The sequence below is a fragment of the Bradyrhizobium altum genome, assembly GCF_020889705.1.
GTDB classification, from domain to species: Bacteria; Pseudomonadota; Alphaproteobacteria; order Rhizobiales; family Xanthobacteraceae; genus Bradyrhizobium; species Bradyrhizobium altum.
Genome location: NZ_JACMYP010000002.1, coordinates 153959 through 176045, shown reverse-complemented (window position 1 = coordinate 176045; position 22087 = coordinate 153959). Strand labels below are relative to the sequence as shown.

Genomic DNA, 22087 nt, shown 5'->3' with positions numbered 1-22087 from the left:
ACATCCCCCATCTCCACATCCCGGCCTCCAATGGCATCCCGATTCTCGCTTGCTGCCAGGCTGTACTCGACGTTTGCGCTGATTGCGGCGCTGACCGCAGCCATCACCGTCCTGTCCGACTACAACGCGCGGCGCAATGCCGAGCTGACCGCGGCCGTCGACCTCGCAAGCCGCGCCGCGCTCAATGTCGAGCGGGTCAACTCGCTGGTTTACGCGGTGGTGATGGAATCCCGCGGCATCTACATGTCGACCGAACCTGCGGCGGTGAAGAAATACGGCGACGGGCTGCTGGCGTTCAACGACCGCATCCTCGGCGTGGTGAGGAACTGGGAGACCCTGGTGCAGGCCGACGACGCCGCGCAGTTCGCGGTGTTCAAGAAGCGCATCGAGCAATTCATCGAATTCCGCAAAGAGCTGGTCCGCCGCGGCATCGAAATCGGCGCCGCTGCCGGGCGCGAGTGGGGCGACAACGACGCCAATCGCGACGTGCGCACCGCACTGAACAAGGACCTCGAGGCGCTTTCCAAGGTCTACGCCGAGCGCAGCAAGAGACTGGCGCAGCAGACCGACACCAACCGCGAACTGGCGCTGCTGCTGACCGGGCTCGGCGCGGCGGCCCTGATCGTGGTGGTGCTCGGCGTGCTGATCATCGCCCGCTCGGTGGCGCGGCCACTGTCGCAGATCACCACGACCATCAAGCACGTCGCCGAGGGCGCCGACCATGTCGACGTGCCGCACGTCGGGCGCAGCGATGAAATCGGCGCACTGGCACGCGCCATCAAGGTCTTCCAGGAGGCGATGGACCGCAATCGCAGCCTGAACGCGCAAGTCGTGCAAGACTCCGAGGCTCGCGATGCCCGCGGCCGGCATATCGAAAGCTTCGTCGAGACGTTCCGCGGCACCATCGGTGAGGTGCTCCGCGCAGTGCACGACAACGCTGCCACGATGCGACAAACCGCGCAGACCATCGCAACCGTCGCGGCGGACGCCAGCGGCCGGACGGTTGCGGCGGCAGGCGCGACCGAACAGGCCTCGAGCAACGTGTCTGCGGTGGCAAGCGCAGCCGAAGAGCTCTCCGCCTCGGTCGAGGAGATCGGCCGCCAGGTCAAGCAGTCGTCGGGGGCGGTCGATCAGGCGGGTGCGCGCACCGACCGGTCGATCACCGAGATCGAGAGCCTTGCCGCCACCACGCAGCGCATCGACGGTGTGCTGAACCTGATCCAGGCGATCGCCGAGCAGACCAACCTGCTCGCGCTCAACGCCACCATCGAAGCCGCCCGCGCGGGCGATGCCGGCCGCGGCTTCGCGGTCGTTGCGCACGAGGTCAAGGCGCTGGCCGGGCAGACCGCCAAGGCAACCGCCGAGATCAGCGAGAATGTCGGCCTGATCCAGGCCTCGACCCGCAACTCGGTGGCCGCCGTGCGCGAGATCGGCCAGGCGGTGCGCGAGATCAGCAACGTCACCGCCAACATCGCAAGCGCGATCGGCCAGCAGGATGCAGCCACGCGCGAAATCTCCGCCAACGCGCAGATGGCCGCCCAGGGCAACGAAACCCTGGTGACGAATGTCGGCTCGCTCCGCGACGACATGGACCAGACCAGCAAGGCGGCGGAATCGGTGCTCGCGGCATCGAACGATCTGACCGCAACCGCCGAGACGCTATCGCGCGAGGTCGAGCAGTTCTTCCGCAACCTGCGCAGCGACGCCGCCGAGGACCTGCGACGGACCGGAACCTGAACGGATCAGCCGATCTGTCCGGCCCCCGCGACGGGTTCCGACCGACCTGGAATGGTTAAGAATATCGCAACGCACGGGCGCAAATTGCCTGTGCTTGCGGTCGCCTTTCTCAATTTGATGCCCCTATAGAAACTCAAAGTGCGCGGGGGGCGCGGGGAAGTGGAAGCGAGCAATGAACGGACTGTTGCCAAAGCCGAAAGCGGTGCCGACCAAACGGCTCCTCGCGCTCGGGATCGGTCTCGTCTTGTGCTTTTCGGCGATCTGCGCGTCCATTCTCTGGGAAATGGCCGGCAAGGACTATCAGCATGCGAAGGAGGGCGCGACCAACCTCGTCGCCTCCATCGCCAGCGAGATCGACCGCAACATCGAGCTCTATGACCTGTCGCTGCAGGCCGTCGCGGACGGCGTCAAGCTGCCGGAGCTGGGCAAGATCAGCCCGGAGCTTCGCCAGGTCGTGCTATTCGACCGCGCCGCCACCGCCAAGGATCTCGGCTCGATCCTCGTGCTGAATACGGCGGGAGACGTCACGCTCGATTCCCGGACATTGACGCCGCGGACCGCTAACTTCGCCGATCGGGACTTCTTCCGGGTGCATCAGGCGCGAGCCGACAGCGGGCTGTTCATTAGCGCTCCCTGGGTGACTTCAGACGGCGAATATCTGATCAGCCTGAGCCGGCGCATCAGCAATGACGACGGATCCTTTGCCGGCGTGGTCGCAGGCAGCATGCGGCTCAGCTATTTCCACAATCTGTTTCGCAAGCTGAGCTTCGGCCTCGGCGATAGCATGGCGTTGTTCAACACCGATGGCGTCATGCTGATGCGAGCACCGTTCGACATCGCCAAGATCGGGCAAAGCATCAGGGACTCACAGGTCTTCAGGCAGTTCCCGGCACGGCAATCCGGCTTCTACATCACGAAGTCGGTCGTCGATCACGTCAGCCGGCTCTATGTTTTTCAGGCGGTCGGACACCATCCCCTACTGATCGCCGAGGGCCTCGCGCTCGACGGCATCTATGCCGACTGGTGGCAACAGCTCTGGCTGATCGGAAGCGTGGTGGCGGCGCTCTGCGGTTTCTCGATCGTTTTGATGTTCTATCTGCTGGCGGCTCTCAAACGGCGGGCCGTCGCGGAAGGCCGGCTCGCGCACCTCGCGAACACCGATGCGCTGACGGGCCTCGCCAACCGCCGCCGCCTCGACGATACGCTTGACTTCGAATGGCGTCGTGGCATGCGCGCAAAGTCGCCGGTATCGCTTCTGATGATCGACGTCGATCATTTCAAGACCTTCAACGACACGTACGGCCATCAGGCCGGCGACGCCGTGCTCGCCACTGTGGGACGGTGCATCGCCACTAGCACCAAGCGCGCAACCGATCTCGGCGCGCGCTATGGCGGCGAGGAGTTTTCGGTGTTGCTGCCTGGCATCGGCAAAGCGGGTGCATTGGAGGTTGCCGAGCAGATTCGCGCGAAGCTGACCGCGGCGCGCGAATCCGAGCATGAGTTGCCGACCGTCAGCATCGGATTGTCTTGCCTCGTCCCGGATCACGAGCGCACATCGCGCGACCTGCTCAAGGCCGCGGACCTCGCGCTCTATCAAGCGAAGCATGAAGGCCGCGACCGCGTCATCATCAGCCCGATCGGGTGGGACAAATCGGGCAAGCGGCAGGTCGCCTGATCGAGATCGCGGCGGCGCGGCCGAACGCGCGCCAGTCCCCTCGGCTCACTCCACCGGCAGCACGTCGACGGCGACGCTGAGCTTCTGCTTGCGCGCGCCGACGATGACGCCGTCGACCGGCGAGACATCGGCGAAGTCGCGGCCGATGGCGAGAATGATGTGGTCGTTGGCGACCATGAGATCGTTGGTCGGATCGAACCCGACCCAGCCGAGTTCGCTACCGCACCAGACCGACACCCAGGCGTGGGTTGCGTCCGCGCCCTGCAACCGCGGCTGACCCGGCGGCGGAATGGTGCGCAGGTAACCGCTGACATAGGCCGCCGGGAGACCGAGGCCGCGAAGCCCCGCGATCATCACATGGGCAAAATCCTGGCAGACGCCGTGGCGCTTCTCGAATACGTCGCGAAGCGGCGTCGAGATCACGGTCGCCTTCGGATCGTATTTGAAGTCGCCGCGGATGCGACGCATCAGGTCGGCCGCACCGGCAAGGATGCCGCCGCCGGGCGAAAAGCTCGCGGAAGCGTAGGCCGTCACCGGCCGCAGCACCGGCACCAGCGCGCTGGCGAAGACGTAGCCGACCGGCGAGCCCGCATCGAGGCTCAATGCCTCGAACGCGTTGTCGCGCACGCACTCCCAGGACGGGCTCGCCGCGTCACGGAGCGGCGGCTGCCGCGCCACGGAGACCCGCGAGCGGGAATCGATGCGAAGGCTGCGATGCGCGGTCTCGATCAGGACGCTTTCGGTCAGCGTGCCGAAAAAGTCGCGCCGCGCGGTGCGCTCCGCGGGCTTCGGACGAATCTCGACCGAATGGGAAACCAGCTCCTGCCCGTCGCCGGTGATCGGCTCCAGTCGCAGCGCGCAGCGCGCGAAGCTGACCTGGGTCTCATAGCTGTAGGTCGTGACGTGACGGATGTCGTAGATCACGCCAGCCCCGTGAGCTTCTCCGGCCGGCTGGCGTTCGGCCCGTGCGGGAAATAATGCAGCCCGACCGAGTCGGCGAGGTTGAGCAGGTCCTGCTCCAGCGCAAACAGCGTCTTGACGTCGAGGCTGCCGGCTTCGGCCGTCGTCAACATCGCCTCGACCGCAACCGCGAGCCGCTGCGGCCGCTCGATCAGGCCGTGCTCCTTCAGGCTCGGCAGCGCGGCAATATGCTCGTTCAGCGCGGCGACCTGGAATGCGACAGAGCGCGGATTGTAGGGATCGAGCACGGCGAGATCGCGCACCGGCGTGAGCAGCGGCTGCACCAGATAGCGCGAGCGATAGGTGATCTGGCAATCGACCAGCGTCAGCAGGACGTCGAGATCCTCGTCACCGGCTTCGTCATAGGCGAACTGGCGGGCAAAGCGCGTGGTGTTGATGGCGCGCTCGGCACGGCGGCCCATCTCGAGGAAGCGCCAGCCGGCCGCGCGGTTCATGTTCTCCTGCGCGAGGCCGGCGAAGCTTGCGAGCTCCTGCAAGGTCAGCTCGGCGGCGCTGACGACGCCGTCATCGTCGTGAACCTCGATCGCGAGCCGATCGGCCATCTCGGTGATGACCTGCCAGGCGTCCGGCGACAGCCGCTCGCGGAGCGAGGTGGCGGTGCGCTGCGCCGATCGCACCAGCGACAGCGCCGAGCCGAACTTCTCCTCGTTCTGCAACGCTTCGAGCGCGACCTTGGCGGGATTGGCGCGCGCGGTCTGCGAGGCCGCGCCCCAGGTAACCAGCATGCGCTGGATGCGCTCGGCCGAATGCATCGCCGGCGTCGAGCCGGTCGAATTCGCCCGCGCCGGATCGCGCAGCGGCGTGCACAGCGCGCGGATCAAGCGAATGGTGGCTTCCGCGCGCTCGAGATAGCGCCCGAGCCAGAACAGATTGTCGGCGGCGCGGCTCGGCAGCACGCCGGCGATGCGGCGGATTCGGACGGTGTCGACCGCCGGCAGCAGGGTCGAGGTCGCAACCGCCTTGTCGGAGACCACCCAGACGTCGGCGGACACTGCGCCATCGCCCATCGACACCGCGCGCGCATCCGCCCGATCCGCGATCCGGCAGAAGCCGCCGGGCAACACGGTCCAGCCGTTCGGCGTCGCCGCGGCGAACACCCGCAGCACGAACGGACGCGGCGCAATGCGGCCGTTCTCCCACACCGGCGTGGTCGACAGCCGCACCAGCTCTTGTCCGACGTAGTCGATGCCGCGATGGCTGATCGCATCCTTCAGGCGGTCGCGGTCCGCGGCCGACAGTTCGCCCGGGAGCACCGGCCCGTGGCCTGGAAAATCCGCAACGCCGCAGCCATAGGCGCCTTCGATCGCGAATTCGTCGAGCCGCGAGAGCACTTGCTCGCGGGCGGACTTCTGGCCACACCACCAGGTCGCGATGTGCGGCATCATCAGGTCTTCGGAGAGCAGGCGCCGGCACAGGCTGGGCAGGAAGCCGAGCAGCGCCCTCGCCTCCATCACGCCCGAGCCCGGCATGTTGGCGACCACGACGCCGCTCTTGCGCAGCACCTCGACGAGCCCGGGCACGCCGAGATAGGAGGAGGCGTCGAGCTCGAGCGGATCGAGCATGTTGGAATCGACCCGGCGCAGCAGCACGTCGAGCCGCTTCAATCCGGCGACGGTGCGGATATGGATGCGGTCGCCGGAGACCGCGAGGTCGTCGCCTTCGACCAGCAGGAAGCCGAGATAGCGCGCGAGCGTGGCATGCTCGAAATAGGTCTCGCTGAACGCGCCCGGCGTCAGCAGGCCGATCCGGGGCTCGTCGCGATCGGCGCTGGCGCGCAGTGAATCGCGGAACGCTTCGAAGAACGGCGCGACGCGCTCGACATTCATCGACTTGTAGAGGTTGGAGAAGGCGCGCGACAGCACCAGGCGGTTTTCCAGCGCATAGCCCGCGCCCGATGGCGCCTGCGTGCGATCGCCGAGCACCCACCAGCGGCCGTCAGGCCCGCGGCCGATGTCGGCGGCATAGAGATGCAGATAGCGGCCGCCGGGCGGCTTGATGCCGCTGACCGCGCGCAGATACTCGCTGCTGCCGGCGATCGCCGCGGCGGGAATCGCGCCCTCTGCGACGAGACGGCCGTCGCCGTAGAGATCGGCCAGCACCATTTCCAAAAGCTGCGCGCGCTGTGCGACGCCGGCGGCGAGCTGCCGCCAATCGGCCGCGTCGATGATCAGCGGCAGATGGCTGAGCGGCCAGATCCGGTCCGAGGTGTCGCCGGGCGCACGGTAGGTGACGCCGGCCTCGCGCAGATGGCGATCGGCGGAGGCAAAGCGCCGCTCGATGTCGGCCGGCGACAGCCCGGCAAACGCATCGAAGAAGCGCGCCCAGACCGGCCGCGGCGCGCCGTTCTCGGCAATATATTCATCGGGAATGCCGGGGAGCCGGATATAGTCGCGGGTCCACTGCGCCATCCGGCGCTGACCGGGACGGGCCCTGCTCTCTTGACTGCTTCCTTGGCCACCCGATGCGGTCATTGCACTTCCCCTGCATCCAATTACTGCAGGAGCGGCGTCCGCAAGTCGAGGGTCAAGGGAAACTCAATTGTGCGTTCCTCCGGCGGTGGTTCGATCCTGCCGGGGGTATGACCGTGCTCCTGGAAGCGCGCCAGCCGCCGCGCCTCGGCCTCGTAGGAATTGACCGGCTTGGTCTCGTAGTTGCGGCCACCGGGATGGGCGACATGATAGACGCAGCCGCCGAGCGAGCGGCCGTTCCAGGTATCGATCAGGTCAAATGTCAGCGGCGCGTGCACGGGAATGGTCGGATGCAGGCCGGAGGCCGGCTGCCAGGCCTTGAAGCGCACGCCGGCGACTGCCTCGCCGGCGCGGCCGGTCTCGGTCATCGGCATCCGCCTGCCGTTGCAGGTGATGACGTGGCGGCCCTCGACGAATCCCGTCGCCTTCACCTGGAGCCGCTCGACCGAGGAATCGACGTAGCGCACGGTGCCGCCGGCGGTGCCCTCCTCGCCCAGCACGTGCCAGGGCTCGAGCGCCTGCCGCAGCTCGAGGCCGACGCCGCCGTGGTGGATGCGGCCGAACGCGGGGAAGCGGAATTCGAGCTGGGCCTGATACCACTCCGGCTCGACGTCATAGCCGGATTGCTTGAGCTCGGCGAGCACGCCCAGGAAATCCTCCCAGAGGAAATGCGGCAGCATGAAGCGGTCATGCAGCGCGGTGCCCCAGCGCACGAACTTGCCCTGCTGCGGCTCGCGCCACAGCTTTGCGATCAGCGCCCGGATCAAGAGCTGCTGCGCCAGCGACATCCGCGGGTCGGGCGGCATTTCGAGCGCGCGGAATTCGACCAGGCCGAGCCGGCCGGTCGGGCCATCGGGCGAATACAGCTTGTCGATGCAGATCTCGGCGCGATGGGTGTTGCCGGTGATATCGACCAGGATGTGCCGGAACAGGCGATCGACCAGCCACAGCGGCGCATCCATGCCCGACGGCGGAACGTGCGACAGCGCGATCTCGAGTTCATAGAGTCCATCATGCCGCGCCTCGTCGATGCGCGGCGCCTGGCTGGTCGGGCCGATGAACATGCCGGAGAACAGATAGGACAGCGACGGATGCCGCTGCCAGTACAGCACGAGGCTCTTCAACAGATCGGGCCGGCGCAGGAACGGTGAATCCTCCGGCTTGCTGCCGCCGACCACGATGTGGTTGCCGCCGCCGGTGCCGGTGTGGCGGCCATCGATCAGGAAACGGTTGGCCCCGAGCCGCGTCTTCGCGGAGTCCTCATAGAGACCGAGCGTGATGTCGACGGCTTCGCGCCAGCTTTGTGCCGGCTGCACGTTGATCTCGATCACGCCGGGATCCGGCGTCACCTTGATCACCTCGATCCGCGGATCGAACGGCGGCGCGTAGCCTTCGACATGGACTTGCAGCTGCAGCTGTTCGGCGGCGGCTTCGATCGCGGCGATCAGCTCGAGATAGTCCTCGACCTTCTCCACCGGCGGCATGAAGGCGCACAGCACGCCATCGCGCACCTCGATCGACATCGCGGTACGCACCGGCAGCGGCTCTTCAATGTCCTTGAGCGCCCGCGTCAGCTCCGGATCGATCTCCCCCAGCGCATCGCGCGGCGCCATCGGATCCTGCTCGATGACGTAGGGAAAATCCTCGGGCGGGACGTGTTCGAGCGAAGCGATCGGAAGCCGCAAGCCCAGCGGGGAATCGCCCGGAAAGAGAAACAAATGGCTGCGCCTGATCTTCCAGTGCTCGCTGCGCCAGCGCGCCGGCACGCGATCGCCGAGCGGGCTCCAGCGCTGGATCGGCAGCACGTAACCCTTCGGCGTGGTCAGCCCCTCGTCGAACACCCGCGCCATCCGCGCGCGCTCTTCCGGATCGGTCAATTTGGAATTCGCAGGGCTGACATTGGCCGGCAAGCCGGCCTCGCGCTCGAGCCAGAACGCAGTGTCCTCAAAGGCCGGCATGACGTAGTCAGCGTTCAGGCCAAGCCGCGCGGCGATGCCGATTGCGAGGCGCTCCGCATCGGCGATCTCAGCCTTGCCCGGATTTTCGACTGAAGCGATCAGGTCGGCATTGTTCCAGATCGGCTTGCCGTCCTTGCGCCAATAGAGGCCGAACGCCCAGCGCGGCAGGCTCTCGCCGGGATACCATTTGCCCTGGCCGTAATGCAGCAGGCCGCCGGGCGCGAACCGCGTGCGCAGCTTGCGGATCAACTCGTCGGCAAGCCCGCGCTTGGTCGGACCGACCGCGGCGACGTTCCACTCCGGCGATTCCAGATCGTCGACCGAGACGAAGGTCGGCTCGCCGCCCATGGTCAGCCGCACGTCGTCCTTATTTAGATCTGCATCGACCTGCTCGCCGAGCCGGTCGAGCCGCGCCCAGGATTCATCCGAAAAGGGCTTGGTGATCCGCGGCGCCTCGCGGATCCGCTTGACGCTCATCTCGAAGCCGAACTCGACATTGGCGAAGCCTGCGGTGCCGGTCACCGGCGCGGCCGAGCGATAGTGTGGCGTGGCGCAGACCGGGATATGTCCCTCGCCCGTCAGCATGCCGGAGGTGACGTCGAACCCGATCCAGCCCGCACCCGGCAGATAAACCTCGGCCCAGGCGTGCAGGTCGGTGAAATCGCTCTCGACCTCGCGCGGCCCCTCGAGCGGATCGATGTCGGGCCGCAGCTGAATGAGATATCCCGAGACGAAGCGCGCGGCGAGCCCGAGATGGCGCAGCGCCTGGATCAAGAGCCACGCCGAGTCGCGGCAGGAGCCGGAGCCCGCGGCCAGCGTCTCCTCCGGCGTCTGGATGCCGGCCTCCATGCGGATCACGTAGCCGATCTTCTTCTGCAGCTGCGCGTTCAGCTCGACCAGGAAATTGACGGTAGAGTCGGCCTTGCGCGGAATGTCCTTCAGATAAGCCGCGAGCAACGGCCCATGCACCTCGGTTTCAAGATAAGGCGCGAGCTCGGTCTTGAGATCGCCGGGATATTCGAATGGAAAGCTGCCGGCATAGGGCTCGACGAAGAAGTCGAACGGATTGACCACGGTCATCTGCGCGGTGAAGTCGACCTCGACCTTGAGCTCGGTCGCCTTCTCCGGAAACACGTAGCGCGCCAGCCAGTTGCCCTGCGGATCCTGCTGCCAGTTCACGAAGTGGTTTGATGGCGTGACCTTGAGCGAGTAGCTCAGAATCGGCGTGCGGGTATGCGGCGCGGGCCGGAGCCGAATGGTCTGGGGCCCGAGATCGATCGGCCGGTCGTATTTGTAGTGCGTGACGTGATGCAGTGCGACGAAGATCGACACGGACCGAGGACTCCAGCAGCTTTTTTGAGCAGAACACTGCTGCCGGTCGACATCAAGCACTAACAACGGGCAGCGACTGCCCAGGAATTATCCGCCGCGTTGTCCCGACCTCAGCAACTGGCGTGGCTGGTTAGCCTCACCCGCTAGCGGCCGATCGCGCCGGATACCTGCGAAGCGAGCTGCTCGGCGAGCGTGTGATAGCCCTCGGGAGTCAAATGCTGGCCATCGGGCTGATGCGGGAGCCCGCCCAGCATCCCGTTAGGAAGCATGATCACCGCGATGCCGCGGGCGCTCAGTCGACTTTGGATATCCGCGGTCCGGTCAGGGCTGCCCTTGCGCCGGTCATTGCCGCCCGGCTGTAGAATCACCGCACGGGTCCCGTTCGGGACGGCACGGTCCAGACGTTGCAGCATCCCTTCCGTGGTGTCGCCATTGATGCCGGCGTTCACGACACGGACGTTCAAACCCTTCGCCCGCAAGATCGCTTCGAGCTGCGCGGGATAGGCCTGGTTGCGCGCCACGCCTTTGCCGTAGGTATTGCTCGCGCCAAGTGCCACGATGGTTGCGGCGTCAGCCGAACCGACGCCAAGACTCAAGGCGGCCAGGAATGCGAGGCATCCAATGATTCCCAATCGACCCGCGCGCACCTTGCCTCCGTTCAGTCCGTTGCCCGGATGGAGCGAAGCGTAATCCGGGAGACCATGTCAACAGAACTCGTCGTCCCTGCGAAAGCAGGGACCCATACCGCGTGATTCATCGATGAAAAACGGTGGCAGACGCCTTGCACATCACTACGGCCGGTGGTTATGGGGCCCTGCTCCCGGGCGCAATTGCGCACTCGGCAGGGACGACAGCGGAGTGTAAGGCTGGATCGTAGCCCTAAACTACATCGTCGCGCCCAAGACCCACGGCGCGAATTCGGCACCGCCGAAATCAAAGCTCTCGCTCTTGGTCGGCTGGCCCGAGGCGGTCTTGAGGATCAGGTCGAAGATGCGCTGGCCGCATTCCTGTACGCTCTCCTCGCCGTCGAGGATGGTGCCGCAATTGACGTCCATGTCGTCTTCCATCCGCTTGTACATCGGCGTGTTGGTGGCGAGCTTGATCGACGGCGCGGGCTTGCAGCCGAACACGCTGCCGCGGCCGGTGGTGAAGCAGACCAGGTTGGCGCCGCCGGCCACCTGCCCGGTCGCGGCGACCGGGTCGTAGCCGGGCGTGTCCATGAACACAAAACCCTTCTTGGTGACGGGCTCGGCGTAGTGCAGGACGTCGACGAGATTGGTGCTGCCCGCCTTGGCCATCGCGCCGAGCGACTTCTCAAGGATCGTGGTGAGGCCGCCGGCCTTGTTGCCGGGGCTCGGATTGGCGTTCATCTCGGCGCCCTCACGCTGGGTGTATTCCTCCCACCAGCGCATCAGGCCGACCAGCTTCTCACCGACCTCGCGGCTGACGGCGCGACGGGTCAACAGATGCTCGGCGCCGTAGGTCTCCGGCGTCTCCGACAGGATCACCGTGCCGCCGTGACGGACCAGCAGATCGCTCGCGGCCCCGAGCGCCGGATTGGCCGACACGCCGGAATAGCCATCCGAGCCGCCGCATTGCAGCGCCACCGTCAACTCACTCGCCGGCACCGCCTCGCGCTTGACCTTGTTGGCGTCGGTGAGCGCTTCCTTCACGAAGGCAACGCCGGCTTCCACGGTCTTGCGCGTCCCGCCGACCTCCTGGATGTCCATCGCGCGCAGACGGCCGGCGAGCTTCTGCTCGGCCATCAGGCCGCCGATCTGGTTCACCTCGCAGCCGAGGCCGAGCACGATGACGTTGGAGAAATTGACGTGGCGCGCATAGCCGCCGAGCGTGCGGCGAAGCAGCGCCAATGGCTCGTCCTGGGTCATGCCGCAGCCGGTCTTGTGGGTCAGCGCGACGACGCCGTCGACATTCGGGAAATCGGCCAGCGGGTTGTCGCCGGTGAACGGATTCTTCTTGAACATGTCGGCGACGATTCCGGCGACATGGGCGCTGCAATTCACCGAGGTGAGGATGCCGATATAATTGCGCGTCGCGACGCGGCCGTCGGCGCGGCGGATGCCCTCAAACGTCGCCGGCAGATCGAAATTCGGCACCGGCTTGACGTCGACGCCGTAGGCATAGTCCTTGGCGAAATCGCCCATGCCGCAGTTCTGCGTATGCACGTGCTGGCCGGGCGCAATCGGCTGTGTCGCGAAGCCGATGATCTGACCATAGCGCCGGATCGGCTCGCCCTGTGCGATCGGCTTGATCGCGACCTTGTGGCCCGCGGGAATGCGATCGACGGTGGTGACGCCGTCGGTGACCTCGAGCCCCGGCGGCAGGCTCGCGCGCGCGATCAGGACGCTGTCGTCGGCGTGCAGACGGATCACTTGTGCCGAGGCCATGGGAGTTCTCCTTCGTCTTCACCTCTCCCCGTCCTTTACGGGGAGAGGTCGAATTCTCGCACAGCGAGAATTCGGGTGAGGGGCAAGGCACACGCGCAATCGCAAACAAAGTACTCGCCGGATGGAGGCCCTTCACCCCAACCCTCTCCCCGCATCCGCCTTCGCCAGAAGGCGGGCTTCGGCGGACATGAGAGCAGGGCGAGGAAGCAGAGCTAACATTGCGGACAGTCCTTACGCCTTGCCGCCGGACTTCTCGCGGGTCTGGTTGACCTGCATCCTGGCATAGACCTGCATCAGGCCGACTTCGTTCGACAGCGTCACGAGCTTGAAGCCCATGTTGATCGCGCGCACGGCGCCCTCCGCACCCGAGCAGTGGATGCCCGGGTTGAGACCGCGCTTGCCGCACTCCTTGATGATCTTCTCGTAGATCTTGAGGATCTCGGGCTCGTCGCGATCGAGCTTCGGCACCAGACCGTAGGAGAAGCCGAGATCGGACGGACCGATATAGACGCCATCGATGCCTTCGACATCGAGGATCGCTTCCATGTTCTCGACCGCGGTCTTGGTTTCCATCATCGGCAGCAGCACGATCTCGTCGTTGGCCGTCTGCTGATAGGTGCCGGCCGAGCCGTACATGCCGGCGCGGATCGGGCCGTTGGAGCGCACGCCCTTCGGCGGATACTTGGCGTAGGAAACCAGGTTCTTGGCTTCCTGCGGCGTGTTGACCATCGGGCAGATCACGCCGTAGGCGCCGCCGTCCAGCACCTTGCCGATGATGCCCGGCTCATTCCAGGGCACGCGGACCATCGGCGTGACCGGATGGGCATGCATCGACTGGAAGCACTGCACCATCGACTGATAATCCTGCACGCCATGCTGCATGTCGACGGTGACGCTGTCGAAGCCGCATTGCGCGATCACTTCGGCCGAGAACCCGGAGGGGATCGCGAGCCACGCGTTCACCACCGCCTTGCCCGATGCCCAGACTTGCTTGACCTTGTTTGCCATTGATCGCGTTTCCCTTTGCGGTTTATTGGGGGACGAGCCTCAGCTGGTCGCCCGCTGGATCGAAACTTCGCTGACGCCGACTTCGCGTGCGGTATTCACTATCGCTGCCCAGGTGTCGTCAGGCAAGGGGATGCCATTCCTGGTGCGATCGGCACGGGTTTTCCGCTCGGGATCGCCCGGAACCAGCACGGACTCCGTGCCCGCGATCGGCTTGGTGGCGCGGATGAAATCGGTGTAGCGGGTGATTTCGCCATCGAAGAAGTTGCTGGTGTCGATCACCTTGGGGTCGATGTAGAACGCCATCATGCCGTTGGCGAAGCGGCGGTCCGACGACGTCGCGCCGGTGCCGGTCAGTGCACCGCCGAGCAGCTCGCAGATGAAGGCGAGACCCGAGCCCTTGTGATCGCCGAAGGCGCGGATCGCGCCGGTTCCCTTGGTGTGGTCGCGCGGCCCGTCTGGCGTGTACGGGCCATACAGCACGTGCGGATCCTCGCTCAGCGTGCCGTCGGCATCGACGAGCGCGCCGTGCGGCAGCTTCTTGCCGCCGCGGCTTGCTACCAGGCACTTGCCCTCGGCAACGACCGAGGTCGCGAAATCGAGCACGATCGGATCCTGGCCCTGGCGCGGAATGCCGACGCAATAGGGCGCCGTCGACAGCCGCTTCTCGACGCCGCCATAAGGCGCCACCAGCAACGAGCCCGCCGCGGTCACGAAATGAACAGACACAAGCCCTTCGGCGGCAGCCATTTCGGCCCAGTCGCCGACGCGCCCGAGGTGGCCGGAGTTGCGCAGTGCGACCGCAGCAAGCCCCGCCTTCTTGCACTTCTCGATGCCGAGCCTCACTGCAACCGGCGTAACGGTCTGGCCATAACCGAACTTGCCGTCGACCACCGCGAGCGAGGCCGTGTCGACCACGACCTCGGGGGTCTGGTTCGGCACGATCGAGCCCATCTTCTTCCAACGGACATAGACGGGCACGCGGATCACGCCGTGGCTATCATGGCCCGTCAGATTCGCGGTCGTCAAATAGGTCGCGATGCGCTTCGCCTCTTCCGGAGAGGACTCCGAATGGGAGAACACTTCGGACACGAAGTTGATGAGATTATCGACCTTGATGGTGACCATGAAAAACTCGCTCGCTCGATGAAGCACAGTGCGTTGTCAGGCGTGGGTTTTGGCGTGGCCGCCGAGATAGGCCGCGGCGATGGCTTCGTTGCCCCACAATTCGTCGGGCTTGCCGCCCAGCACGATCCGCCCGGTTTCCAGGACGAAGCCGTGATCGGCGACCGAAAGTCCCATGCGCGCATTTTGCTCGACGAGCAAGACCGTGGTGTCCTTCCTGATCTGCGAAATGATGCGGAACACCGCCTGCACGATCACAGGTGCCAGCCCGAGCGAGGGCTCATCGAGCAGCAACAGCCGCGGCTTGGCCATCAGGCCGCGCGCCACCGCGACCATCTGCAATTGGCCGCCGGACAGCGTCCAGCCGAGTGCGTTGGAGAAGGCGCGGATGTCCGGGAACAGGTCGAACATCGCGTCGGCCTCGCGCGAGATCTGCGACGCCCCGACCTTCCGGTTCGACGCGCCGAGCATGATGTTCTCTTTCACGCTGAGACCCGGAAACACGCGGCGGCCTTCCGGTACATGCGAGATGCCGAGCCGCACGATCGCTTCCGGCCCAAGGCCCGCGATCGAGTGACCGTCGAACAGGATGTCGCCGGAGGCAGGCTTGGCGAGGCCGGAGATCGCGCGCAGCGTGGTCGACTTGCCGGCGCCGTTGGCGCCGAGCAGCGTGACCACTTGCCCCTGCTCCACGGCGATGGTGACGCCGCGCAGCGCCTCGATCTCGCCGTAGCGGACCACGAGATTGCGGATTTCGAGCAGCGGCATCATTCGCTCCCGAGATAGGCGGAGACGACGTCGGGATGACGCAGCACCGCCATGGACTCGCCGTCCGCGATGCGGCGTCCGAAGTTCAGCACGGTGATGTGCTGGGCGGCTTCCGAGACCAGCGTCATATCATGATCGATGATCAGGATGGTGAGGCCTTGCGCGGCGATGCGCTTGAGCAGCTCATGCAGCTCCAGCTTCTCGGTCGAGTTGAGGCCGGCGGCCGGTTCGTCGAGCAGCAGCAGCGTCGGGTTCGAGGCCAGCGCGCGCGCGATCTCGATCAGCCGCTGATGGCCGTAGGAGAAGCTCGAGATCAGCTCGTTGGCCCGGTTGCCGAGCCCGACGAAGGTCAGCGCCTCCATCGCGCGCTCGGTCAGCGCGTCGTCGCCCTTCCCGATCATGGTGTTGCCGGGCCGCTCGGCGCCGATCTCGACATTCTCCAGCGCCGTCATCGAGCGGAACAGGCGGATGTTCTGGAAGGTGCGTCCGAGCCCCGCCGCGGTGCGCTGATGCGGCGCCATGCCGGTGATGTCGGTGCCGTCGAGCACGATCCTGCCCGCGGTCGCCTTGTAGAGACCGGACAGCACGTTCAGCGTCGTGGTCTTGCCGGAGCCGTTGGGTCCAATCAGCGCATGCACGCTGCCGCGCTTGACCGCGATGTCGACGCCATCGACCGCCTTGAGGCCGCCGAAATGCTTCGAGAGCCCGGTGACTTCGAGCACGATGTCGCCGCCGGTCGTCGCAGGCTTGAGCAGGAGCGCTCCCGCGACCGGCGGCGCCTTGGTGTGCGCGCGCCAGCGTGTGAACGCGTCGGACACGAAGCCCCAGATGCCGTCCGGCATGAAGCGGATGATCAGGATCACCGACAGGCCGTAGATCGCGAGGTAGAGACCGGGCACGCTCTTCAGGAAGCGCAGCCATTCCGGAATCAGGATCAACAGCCCGGTGCCGATCGCCGAGCCGATCGGCGAGGCCACGCCGCCGAGCAGCGACATGGTCAGAAACTGGATCGATTCCGCAAACGAGAACTGGTCCGGACTGACATAAGCGAAGCCGCCTGCGAACAGGCCACCCGCGAGGCCGCCGAGCACCGCGCACACCGCAAAGGCGGAGACCTTGGTGCGGAACACGTCGATGCCGTTGACGCCGGCCGCGAGCTCATTGTCGCGCACCGCGCGCATGGCACGGCCAAGCTTGGTGTCGGGCAGATGCCAGACCAGATAGCCGACGATGGCGAGCATCGCGACGCAGAAAGCCAGATAGCTTTGCGAGGATTGGAACAGCTCGGGCCGGCGAATGTTGGCGACGCCGTCCGGTCCGTGGGTCACGCCGACCGCATTGATCATGACCAGCGTCACGATCTGCTGGAACGAGATCGTGACCATCGCAAGGTAGTGCCCGCCGAGCCGCAGCGTCGACATGCCGAGGAATGCACCGGCAACCAGCGTGATCGCGCAGGCGCCGACCAGGCAAAGCCAGAAGTTCAGATGCAGGTCGGCGGTGCCGAGGCCGACGGCATAGGCGCCGAACCCGAAGAACGCGGCCTGCGCCAGGTTGATCTGGCCGCACAGGCCGAGCACGACCGAAAGCCCGAACACCGCGATCGAGAAGGTCGTTGCCTGCAGCAGGATGTTGAGGATGTAGCCGTCGAACTGCATGCCGGCGGCGAGCGCCACCAGCACCGCGGCGCCGATGAAATACGGCAGATGACGGATGATCAGCGGTTTCGAGCGCACGGCCGGCGCCGGAATCATGTTGTCGCTGGCGCTCATGCTTTCTCCGCGACGCGTTCGCCGAAGATGCCCTGCGGCCGGAACACCAGGAAAGCGATCAGCACCAGGAAGGCAAAGCCGTCCTTGTACGGCACCGAAATATAGGCGGCGCCGAACGTCTCGATGACGCCGAGCGCGAGGCCTCCGACGATGGCGCCGGCAACGTCACCGAAGCCGCCGATGATGGTCGCGGCAAACGCCTTCAGCGCAATCGTCGAGCCCATCTGGATCGAGACGAACAGCACCGGTGCCACCAGGATGCCGGCGAGACCGCCGAGCACGGCCGAATAGATGAAGGTGATCATGATCATGGTGGAGACGGAAATGCCGAGCAGCGAGGCCATTTCCTTGTCCTGCGAGGTCGCCTGCAGCTTCTTGCCGAGCAGCGTCTTCTCGAAGAACCAGAAATTGAACAGCACCAGAAGGATCGTGACGCCGATGATCAACAGATACTGGCTGTCGAGATAGACCGGGCCGAGCTGGATGCCGGGGGTATCGAACCAGCCCTGCAGCACCTGCGGCTGCGGGCCGTAGATCGCGAGCACCGAGTTCGACAACAGGATCGAGGCGCCGATGGTGGCGATGATGACAGGCAGGTAGGTGCGGTGGCGCAACGGATAGTAGACGCCGAGATTGAAGATGACGCCGAACAGCGCCATGCCGGCGAGCGCGATCAGGAACGACAGCCAGTAAGGCCAGCCGAGATCGACCGAGAACACCACCATCAGATAGGCGGCCACCATCGAGAACTCGCCTTGCGCGAAGTTCACCACGTTGGTGGCGCGGAAGATCAGCACGAAGCCGAGCGCGACCAGCGCGTAGACCGCGCCGATGCCGATTCCCGTGAACAGCAGTTGTAGAACCAGATCCATGACAGCGCTCGATCAGTCAGTGTGCGCGGAAGATCGGCCCGCCGGTTTCGCCGGCGAGACCGATCCGCGATCAATCGTTGAAGTCGATGTGCTTGTCGTAGACGATCTTGCCCTTGTCGTTCTTCACGACGTTGTAGCCGTGCAGGCCGTCGCCGTTCTTGTCGAAATTATACTCACCTTCGGCACCGGCGAATTTCTGCGTCGCCAGGATGGCGTCGCGGATCTTGTTCGGATCGGTCGAGCCGGCCTTGTTGATCGCCGCCGACAGGATGGTGATCGCGTCGTACGGCCAGGCGCTCTGGTTGTCGGGCGCGGTCTTGTAGGCATCGCGATAGGACTTGCCGAACGCCTTCGCGGTATCGCTCGAGTCTTCGGCGAAGTCGGCGACGCCGTAGGTGCCAAACAGCGCCGGACCGGCGAGCTTGGTCGAGGAGACCGCCACCACCGAGGGCGAGCCGACCCAGGGGATGTTGACGCCGAGCTGGCGCAACTGCCGGGCAAAGATGCCGAGATCGTTCTCGAAGGTGAAGTAGGTGCCGAGCACGTCGGCGCCGGACTGCTTCACGGCCAGCACGACCGGGGTGAAGTCCTGGCTCTGGTTGGCGTAGCCCTGGTCCAGCACCGGCGGCGCGCCGAGCTTGGTCAGCGCCTCGGTGAGCGCCTTGCCGCCCGCCGTGCCGAAGGCGTCGGTGGAATGGACGATCGCCCATTTCTTCTTGCCGAGCGTGGTGACGCCGAAATCGGCAATCACGCGGCCGGAGTAATTGTCGTTCGGGCGGAAGCGGAACAGCCACGGATTGCCGGAATGGGTGAGATCGGGATTGGTGCCGCCGATCATCACCGGCTTGCCGACCTTGATCACATCGGGCGCCATCGCCTGCACCTGGGTCGAGCGGATCGAGCCGAGGAAGGCAACGATGTCGGATTGCGCGGCAAGCTTGGAGAACGCCAGCACGATGCCCGGATTGGTGGTCTGGTCGTCCTCGATGACGAGCTCGACCTGCTTGCCGAGCACGCCGCCGGCCTTGTTGACCGCGGCCAGTGCCAGCTTGGCGCCGTTCTGGGCCCACAGGCCCTGCTCCGCTGCCGGTCCGGTCACCGGCACGCACATGCCGATCTTGATGGTCGCTCCCTGCGCCCAAGCGCTGCGCATCAGCGCGGGAGCAGCGAGACCTGCCGCCAAGCCGGCGGAAAACTCACGCCTCGTCAGTTTCATTCAATCCTCCCTTTGGTGCGCCGACTTGCATATCGGCTGCGTTGAAACGAGCTGACGCGTCGATCTGCTGCCCTATCCGCAGCCATCAATCGGCGCGGCGAACAAACGTGAGCGCCGCTGCAGCGCAAATGACGCGCAACGGCGGCCATCGATCTGGCGTTTGAGGTAGCTAAACATGATTGCACATTGCACGCAATAGTCAAAAGTTCGCTGGCAACGGTGCGTAAATGCCTGCTACCAGCGACCTTGACGGGTTCACGTGATAGTGTGACCGGCGGGCAGTCATCCGATGTCGATTCCAAGAGCGAAATCGCAGACCAGACGAAAACAGCCGGCCTATGCGCTGATCAAGAGCGCATTGGCGAAGCACATCCGGGCCGGTGACGTGCCACCCGGCACGGTTCTCTCCGAATCGGCGATCGCGACCTTGTTCGGCTCCAGCCGCTCGCCGGTACGGCAGGCCTTCGAACAGCTCGAGCACATCGGCCTGGTGCGCCGCTTCGATGGCCGCGGCGTCATCGCCGGCAGGCGCAAGGTTGACCCGCGGCGCGTCCCGATCACGCCGGAGATGTTTGGGCTGACCGACGGCCCCGTCGAGGCGGTGCGCAGCGACGCCTGGGATACGCTCTATTACAAGCTCGAACGCGAGATCATCTACCGGTCGCTGTTCGGACGCTTCCGCGTCAGCGAGCTCGCATTGGCGCGGCACTTCCGAGTCGGGCGCACGGTTGCGCGCAATTTGCTGCTACGTGCGCAGGCGATCGGAATCCTGGAGAAAGGCGCGAAGGCTCATTGGTATGTCGTGCCGCTCGATGAGGATCGCCTGCGCGACATCTTCGAGGTGCGCGCAACCCTCGAGCCGCTGCTCCTCAAATCCGCTGCAACGAGGATTCCGACCGCACTGCTTGACCGGATGGCGGAGCGGCTGCGCGAGGGCATCCAATTCCGCAGCCGCGTCGGCGTCGGCGAGCTCGATGAGATCGAGGGCGACCTCCATATCCGCTGCCTGGGTTACGGCATCAATCGCGAGATGGTCGAAGCGCTCAAGCGCACCCACTGCGCCTTCGTGATCGGCAAGCACATCCAGGTCGCGCTGACCGCGCCGCAGATCGATTCCTTCATGGACGAGCATCTGGTGATCATCGAAGCCTTGCGCGCCCGCGACGGCGACGCGGCCGCCGCGACCTTGCGCCGCCATATCGAATGGTCCCACTCCAAGGTCGCGGGCTGGATCGCCGAATTCCGGGCCATCAACGTGATCTCGCGCGTGCCCTACATGGCCTGAGCGGCATTGCCGCGCATCGTCGTGCTACTCGTCAGTCTCGACCTCGGCGTCATCGGCCGAGCCCATTCCGGCGAGGCTTGCCTCCAGCGCGCCCAGCATTTCGTGCAACTCGGCAAGCTTGCGCGCGCCATATCGTCGTGTGATCTCGGCGTAGATCGCCTCCGACGTCGGCGCCACCGCCTCGATCAGCTTCAACCCCTTGGCGGAGATCGAGACCACCGCGCGCCGCCCGTCGTTCTCCGCCGCCTTGCGCTCGATCAACGCGCGGGCCTCGAGATCGCGCAGGATACGCGACAGGCTCGGGCCGAGCAGGAACGCCACGCGGGCGAGCTCGGTGACCTCGATCTCGTCGACCGCGGTGAGCGCACGCAAAATCCGCCACTGCTGCTCGGTCAGCCCGTGATTGCGCAGCGACGGACGGAACTGCCGCATCACTGCCTCGCGCGCACGGAGCAGCGACATCGGCAGCGAGCGCGAGAATTCGCGCATCGGGGTCCGTCGCGACGACGCGTCGTCGCCCTGCCCCTGCCGGGTCTCATCCAATTTCTTGCGCGCCATCGCCTAATCCACCGCAACAAAATTTTGCGTTGCAACATGCCCTGATTCAGTTTGCGGGAATTCACTTAACATGTTAATCATCTCCCCGGCATCCACTTTTGTGTATCACGCATGGCCCTCTCCAAGGACGATATCCGCGCTGCCGCCCAACGGCTCGACAACGCGGAAACGACCCGCAAGCAAATCCGCCAGCTCTCGCTGGAGTACCCCCGCATTACCCTCGAAGACGCCTACGCGATTCAGAAGGCCTGGGTCGAGATGAAGGTGGCGCAGGGGCGCGTCGTCAAGGGCCACAAGATCGGCCTGACCTCGAAGGCGATGCAGAGCGCGCTCAATATCGACGAGCCGGATTCAGGCATCCTGCTCGACGACATGTTCTTTGCCGATGGCGGCCTGGTGCCGACCACCGACCGCTTCATCGCAACCCGCGTCGAGGCCGAGCTCGCCTTCGTGATGAAGCATCGCCTGGCGGGACCGAACTGCACGCTGTTCGACGTGCTCAACGCCACCGACTTCGTGGTGCCGGCCCTGGAGATCCTGGATACCAGGGTCGAGCGCGTCGACCCCGAGACCAAGGCGACGCGCAAGATCTTCGACACCATCGCCGACAACGCCGCCAATGCCGGCATTGTGCTCGGCGGCCGGCCGATCCGCCCGCTGGAAGCGGATCTGCGCTGGATCGGCGCGCTCTGCTTCCGAAACGGCCAGCTCGAGGAAACCGGTCTGGCCGCCGGCGTGTTGAATCATCCGGCGACCGCGGTGGCATGGCTCGCCAACAAGATCGCGCCGAACGGGCTGGCGCTGGAGGCCGGACAAATCGTGCTGGCAGGCTCCTTCATCCGCCCGATCGAGACCCGCAAGGGCGACACCATCCAGGCCGACTACGGACCTTACGGGTCCGTGAGCTGCTACTTCGCCTGACGCACT

General features: G+C 65.6%; 16 protein-coding genes. 4 read left to right on the top strand and 12 right to left on the bottom strand.

Annotation, left to right across the window (positions count from 1 at the left end; translation table 11 throughout):
* Positions 1-30 precede the first annotated feature (30 nt).
* Positions 31-1737, top strand: coding sequence for a methyl-accepting chemotaxis protein (locus H8B02_RS01900; protein WP_229164489.1), 1707 nt, complete (start codon positions 31-33; stop codon positions 1735-1737).
* Positions 1738-1909: 172 nt separating this feature from the next.
* Positions 1910-3412: a sensor domain-containing diguanylate cyclase gene (locus tag H8B02_RS01895; protein ID WP_229164488.1), complete on the top strand. Its 1503-nt coding sequence runs from the start codon at positions 1910-1912 to the stop codon at positions 3410-3412.
* Between the two features lie 45 nt (positions 3413-3457).
* Here the strand turns inward: H8B02_RS01895 and H8B02_RS01890 are convergent, their stop codons facing one another.
* The 11 genes from H8B02_RS01890 to H8B02_RS01840 form a co-directional block, all read right to left on the bottom strand.
* A complete protein-coding gene (locus H8B02_RS01890; protein ID WP_229164487.1) occupies positions 3458-4336 on the bottom strand; it encodes a transglutaminase family protein in 879 nt (292 codons plus the stop codon).
* Positions 4333-6864, bottom strand: coding sequence for a circularly permuted type 2 ATP-grasp protein (locus H8B02_RS01885; protein WP_229164485.1), 2532 nt, complete (start codon positions 6862-6864; stop codon positions 4333-4335). Before H8B02_RS01885 ends, H8B02_RS01890 begins: the two co-directional genes overlap by 4 nt.
* Before the next feature lie 20 nt (positions 6865-6884).
* Positions 6885-10151 (bottom strand): transglutaminase family protein, encoded by a 3267-nt coding sequence (locus H8B02_RS01880; RefSeq protein ID WP_229164483.1) that lies wholly within the window; start codon positions 10149-10151, stop codon positions 6885-6887.
* A 143-nt stretch (positions 10152-10294) separates the two neighbouring features.
* Positions 10295-10747: a GDSL-type esterase/lipase family protein gene (locus H8B02_RS01875; protein ID WP_229164538.1), complete on the bottom strand. Its 453-nt coding sequence runs from the start codon at positions 10745-10747 to the stop codon at positions 10295-10297.
* A gap of 288 nt (positions 10748-11035) precedes the next feature.
* A complete protein-coding gene (locus H8B02_RS01870; RefSeq protein WP_229164482.1) occupies positions 11036-12559 on the bottom strand; it encodes a D-arabinonate dehydratase in 1524 nt (507 codons plus the stop codon).
* Positions 12560-12790: 231 nt separating this feature from the next.
* Positions 12791-13567 (bottom strand): HpcH/HpaI aldolase family protein, encoded by a 777-nt coding sequence (locus tag H8B02_RS01865; RefSeq protein ID WP_092125098.1) that lies wholly within the window; start codon positions 13565-13567, stop codon positions 12791-12793.
* A 39-nt stretch (positions 13568-13606) separates the two neighbouring features.
* Complete coding sequence (locus tag H8B02_RS01860; RefSeq protein ID WP_229164481.1) at positions 13607-14692, bottom strand: malate/lactate/ureidoglycolate dehydrogenase; 1086 nt, start codon at positions 14690-14692, stop codon at positions 13607-13609.
* 36 nt (positions 14693-14728) lie between these two features.
* Positions 14729-15457: an ABC transporter ATP-binding protein gene (locus H8B02_RS01855; RefSeq protein WP_229164480.1), complete on the bottom strand. Its 729-nt coding sequence runs from the start codon at positions 15455-15457 to the stop codon at positions 14729-14731.
* A complete protein-coding gene (locus tag H8B02_RS01850; protein ID WP_229164479.1) occupies positions 15457-17229 on the bottom strand; it encodes a branched-chain amino acid ABC transporter ATP-binding protein/permease in 1773 nt (590 codons plus the stop codon). The genes H8B02_RS01855 and H8B02_RS01850 overlap by 1 nt, the downstream gene beginning before the upstream one ends.
* Entirely contained in the window at positions 17226-18101 is an 876-nt protein-coding gene (locus H8B02_RS01845; protein ID WP_029082157.1) for a branched-chain amino acid ABC transporter permease, read from the bottom strand. The genes H8B02_RS01850 and H8B02_RS01845 overlap by 4 nt, the downstream gene beginning before the upstream one ends.
* Positions 18102-18171: 70 nt before the next feature.
* Positions 18172-19317 carry an ABC transporter substrate-binding protein gene (locus tag H8B02_RS01840; protein WP_092125095.1) on the bottom strand — a complete coding sequence of 382 codons (1146 nt, stop codon included), beginning with the start codon at positions 19315-19317 and terminating at the stop codon, positions 18172-18174.
* A 289-nt stretch (positions 19318-19606) separates the two neighbouring features.
* Between H8B02_RS01840 and H8B02_RS01835 the strand changes: the two genes are divergently transcribed.
* Positions 19607-20602, top strand: a complete 996-nt coding sequence (locus tag H8B02_RS01835; RefSeq protein WP_229164478.1) for a GntR family transcriptional regulator — start codon at positions 19607-19609, stop codon at positions 20600-20602.
* Positions 20603-20626: 24 nt separating this feature from the next.
* Here H8B02_RS01835 and hpaR read toward each other — a convergent pair whose 3' ends face one another.
* Positions 20627-21160 carry a homoprotocatechuate degradation operon regulator HpaR gene (hpaR, locus tag H8B02_RS01830; protein ID WP_229164477.1) on the bottom strand — a complete coding sequence of 178 codons (534 nt, stop codon included), beginning with the start codon at positions 21158-21160 and terminating at the stop codon, positions 20627-20629.
* A gap of 111 nt (positions 21161-21271) precedes the next feature.
* Here hpaR and hpaH point away from each other — a divergent pair, with 111 nt between their 5' ends.
* Complete coding sequence (gene hpaH / locus H8B02_RS01825; protein WP_229164476.1) at positions 21272-22081, top strand: 2-oxo-hept-4-ene-1,7-dioate hydratase; 810 nt, start codon at positions 21272-21274, stop codon at positions 22079-22081.
* Positions 22082-22087: the final 6 nt, after the last annotated feature.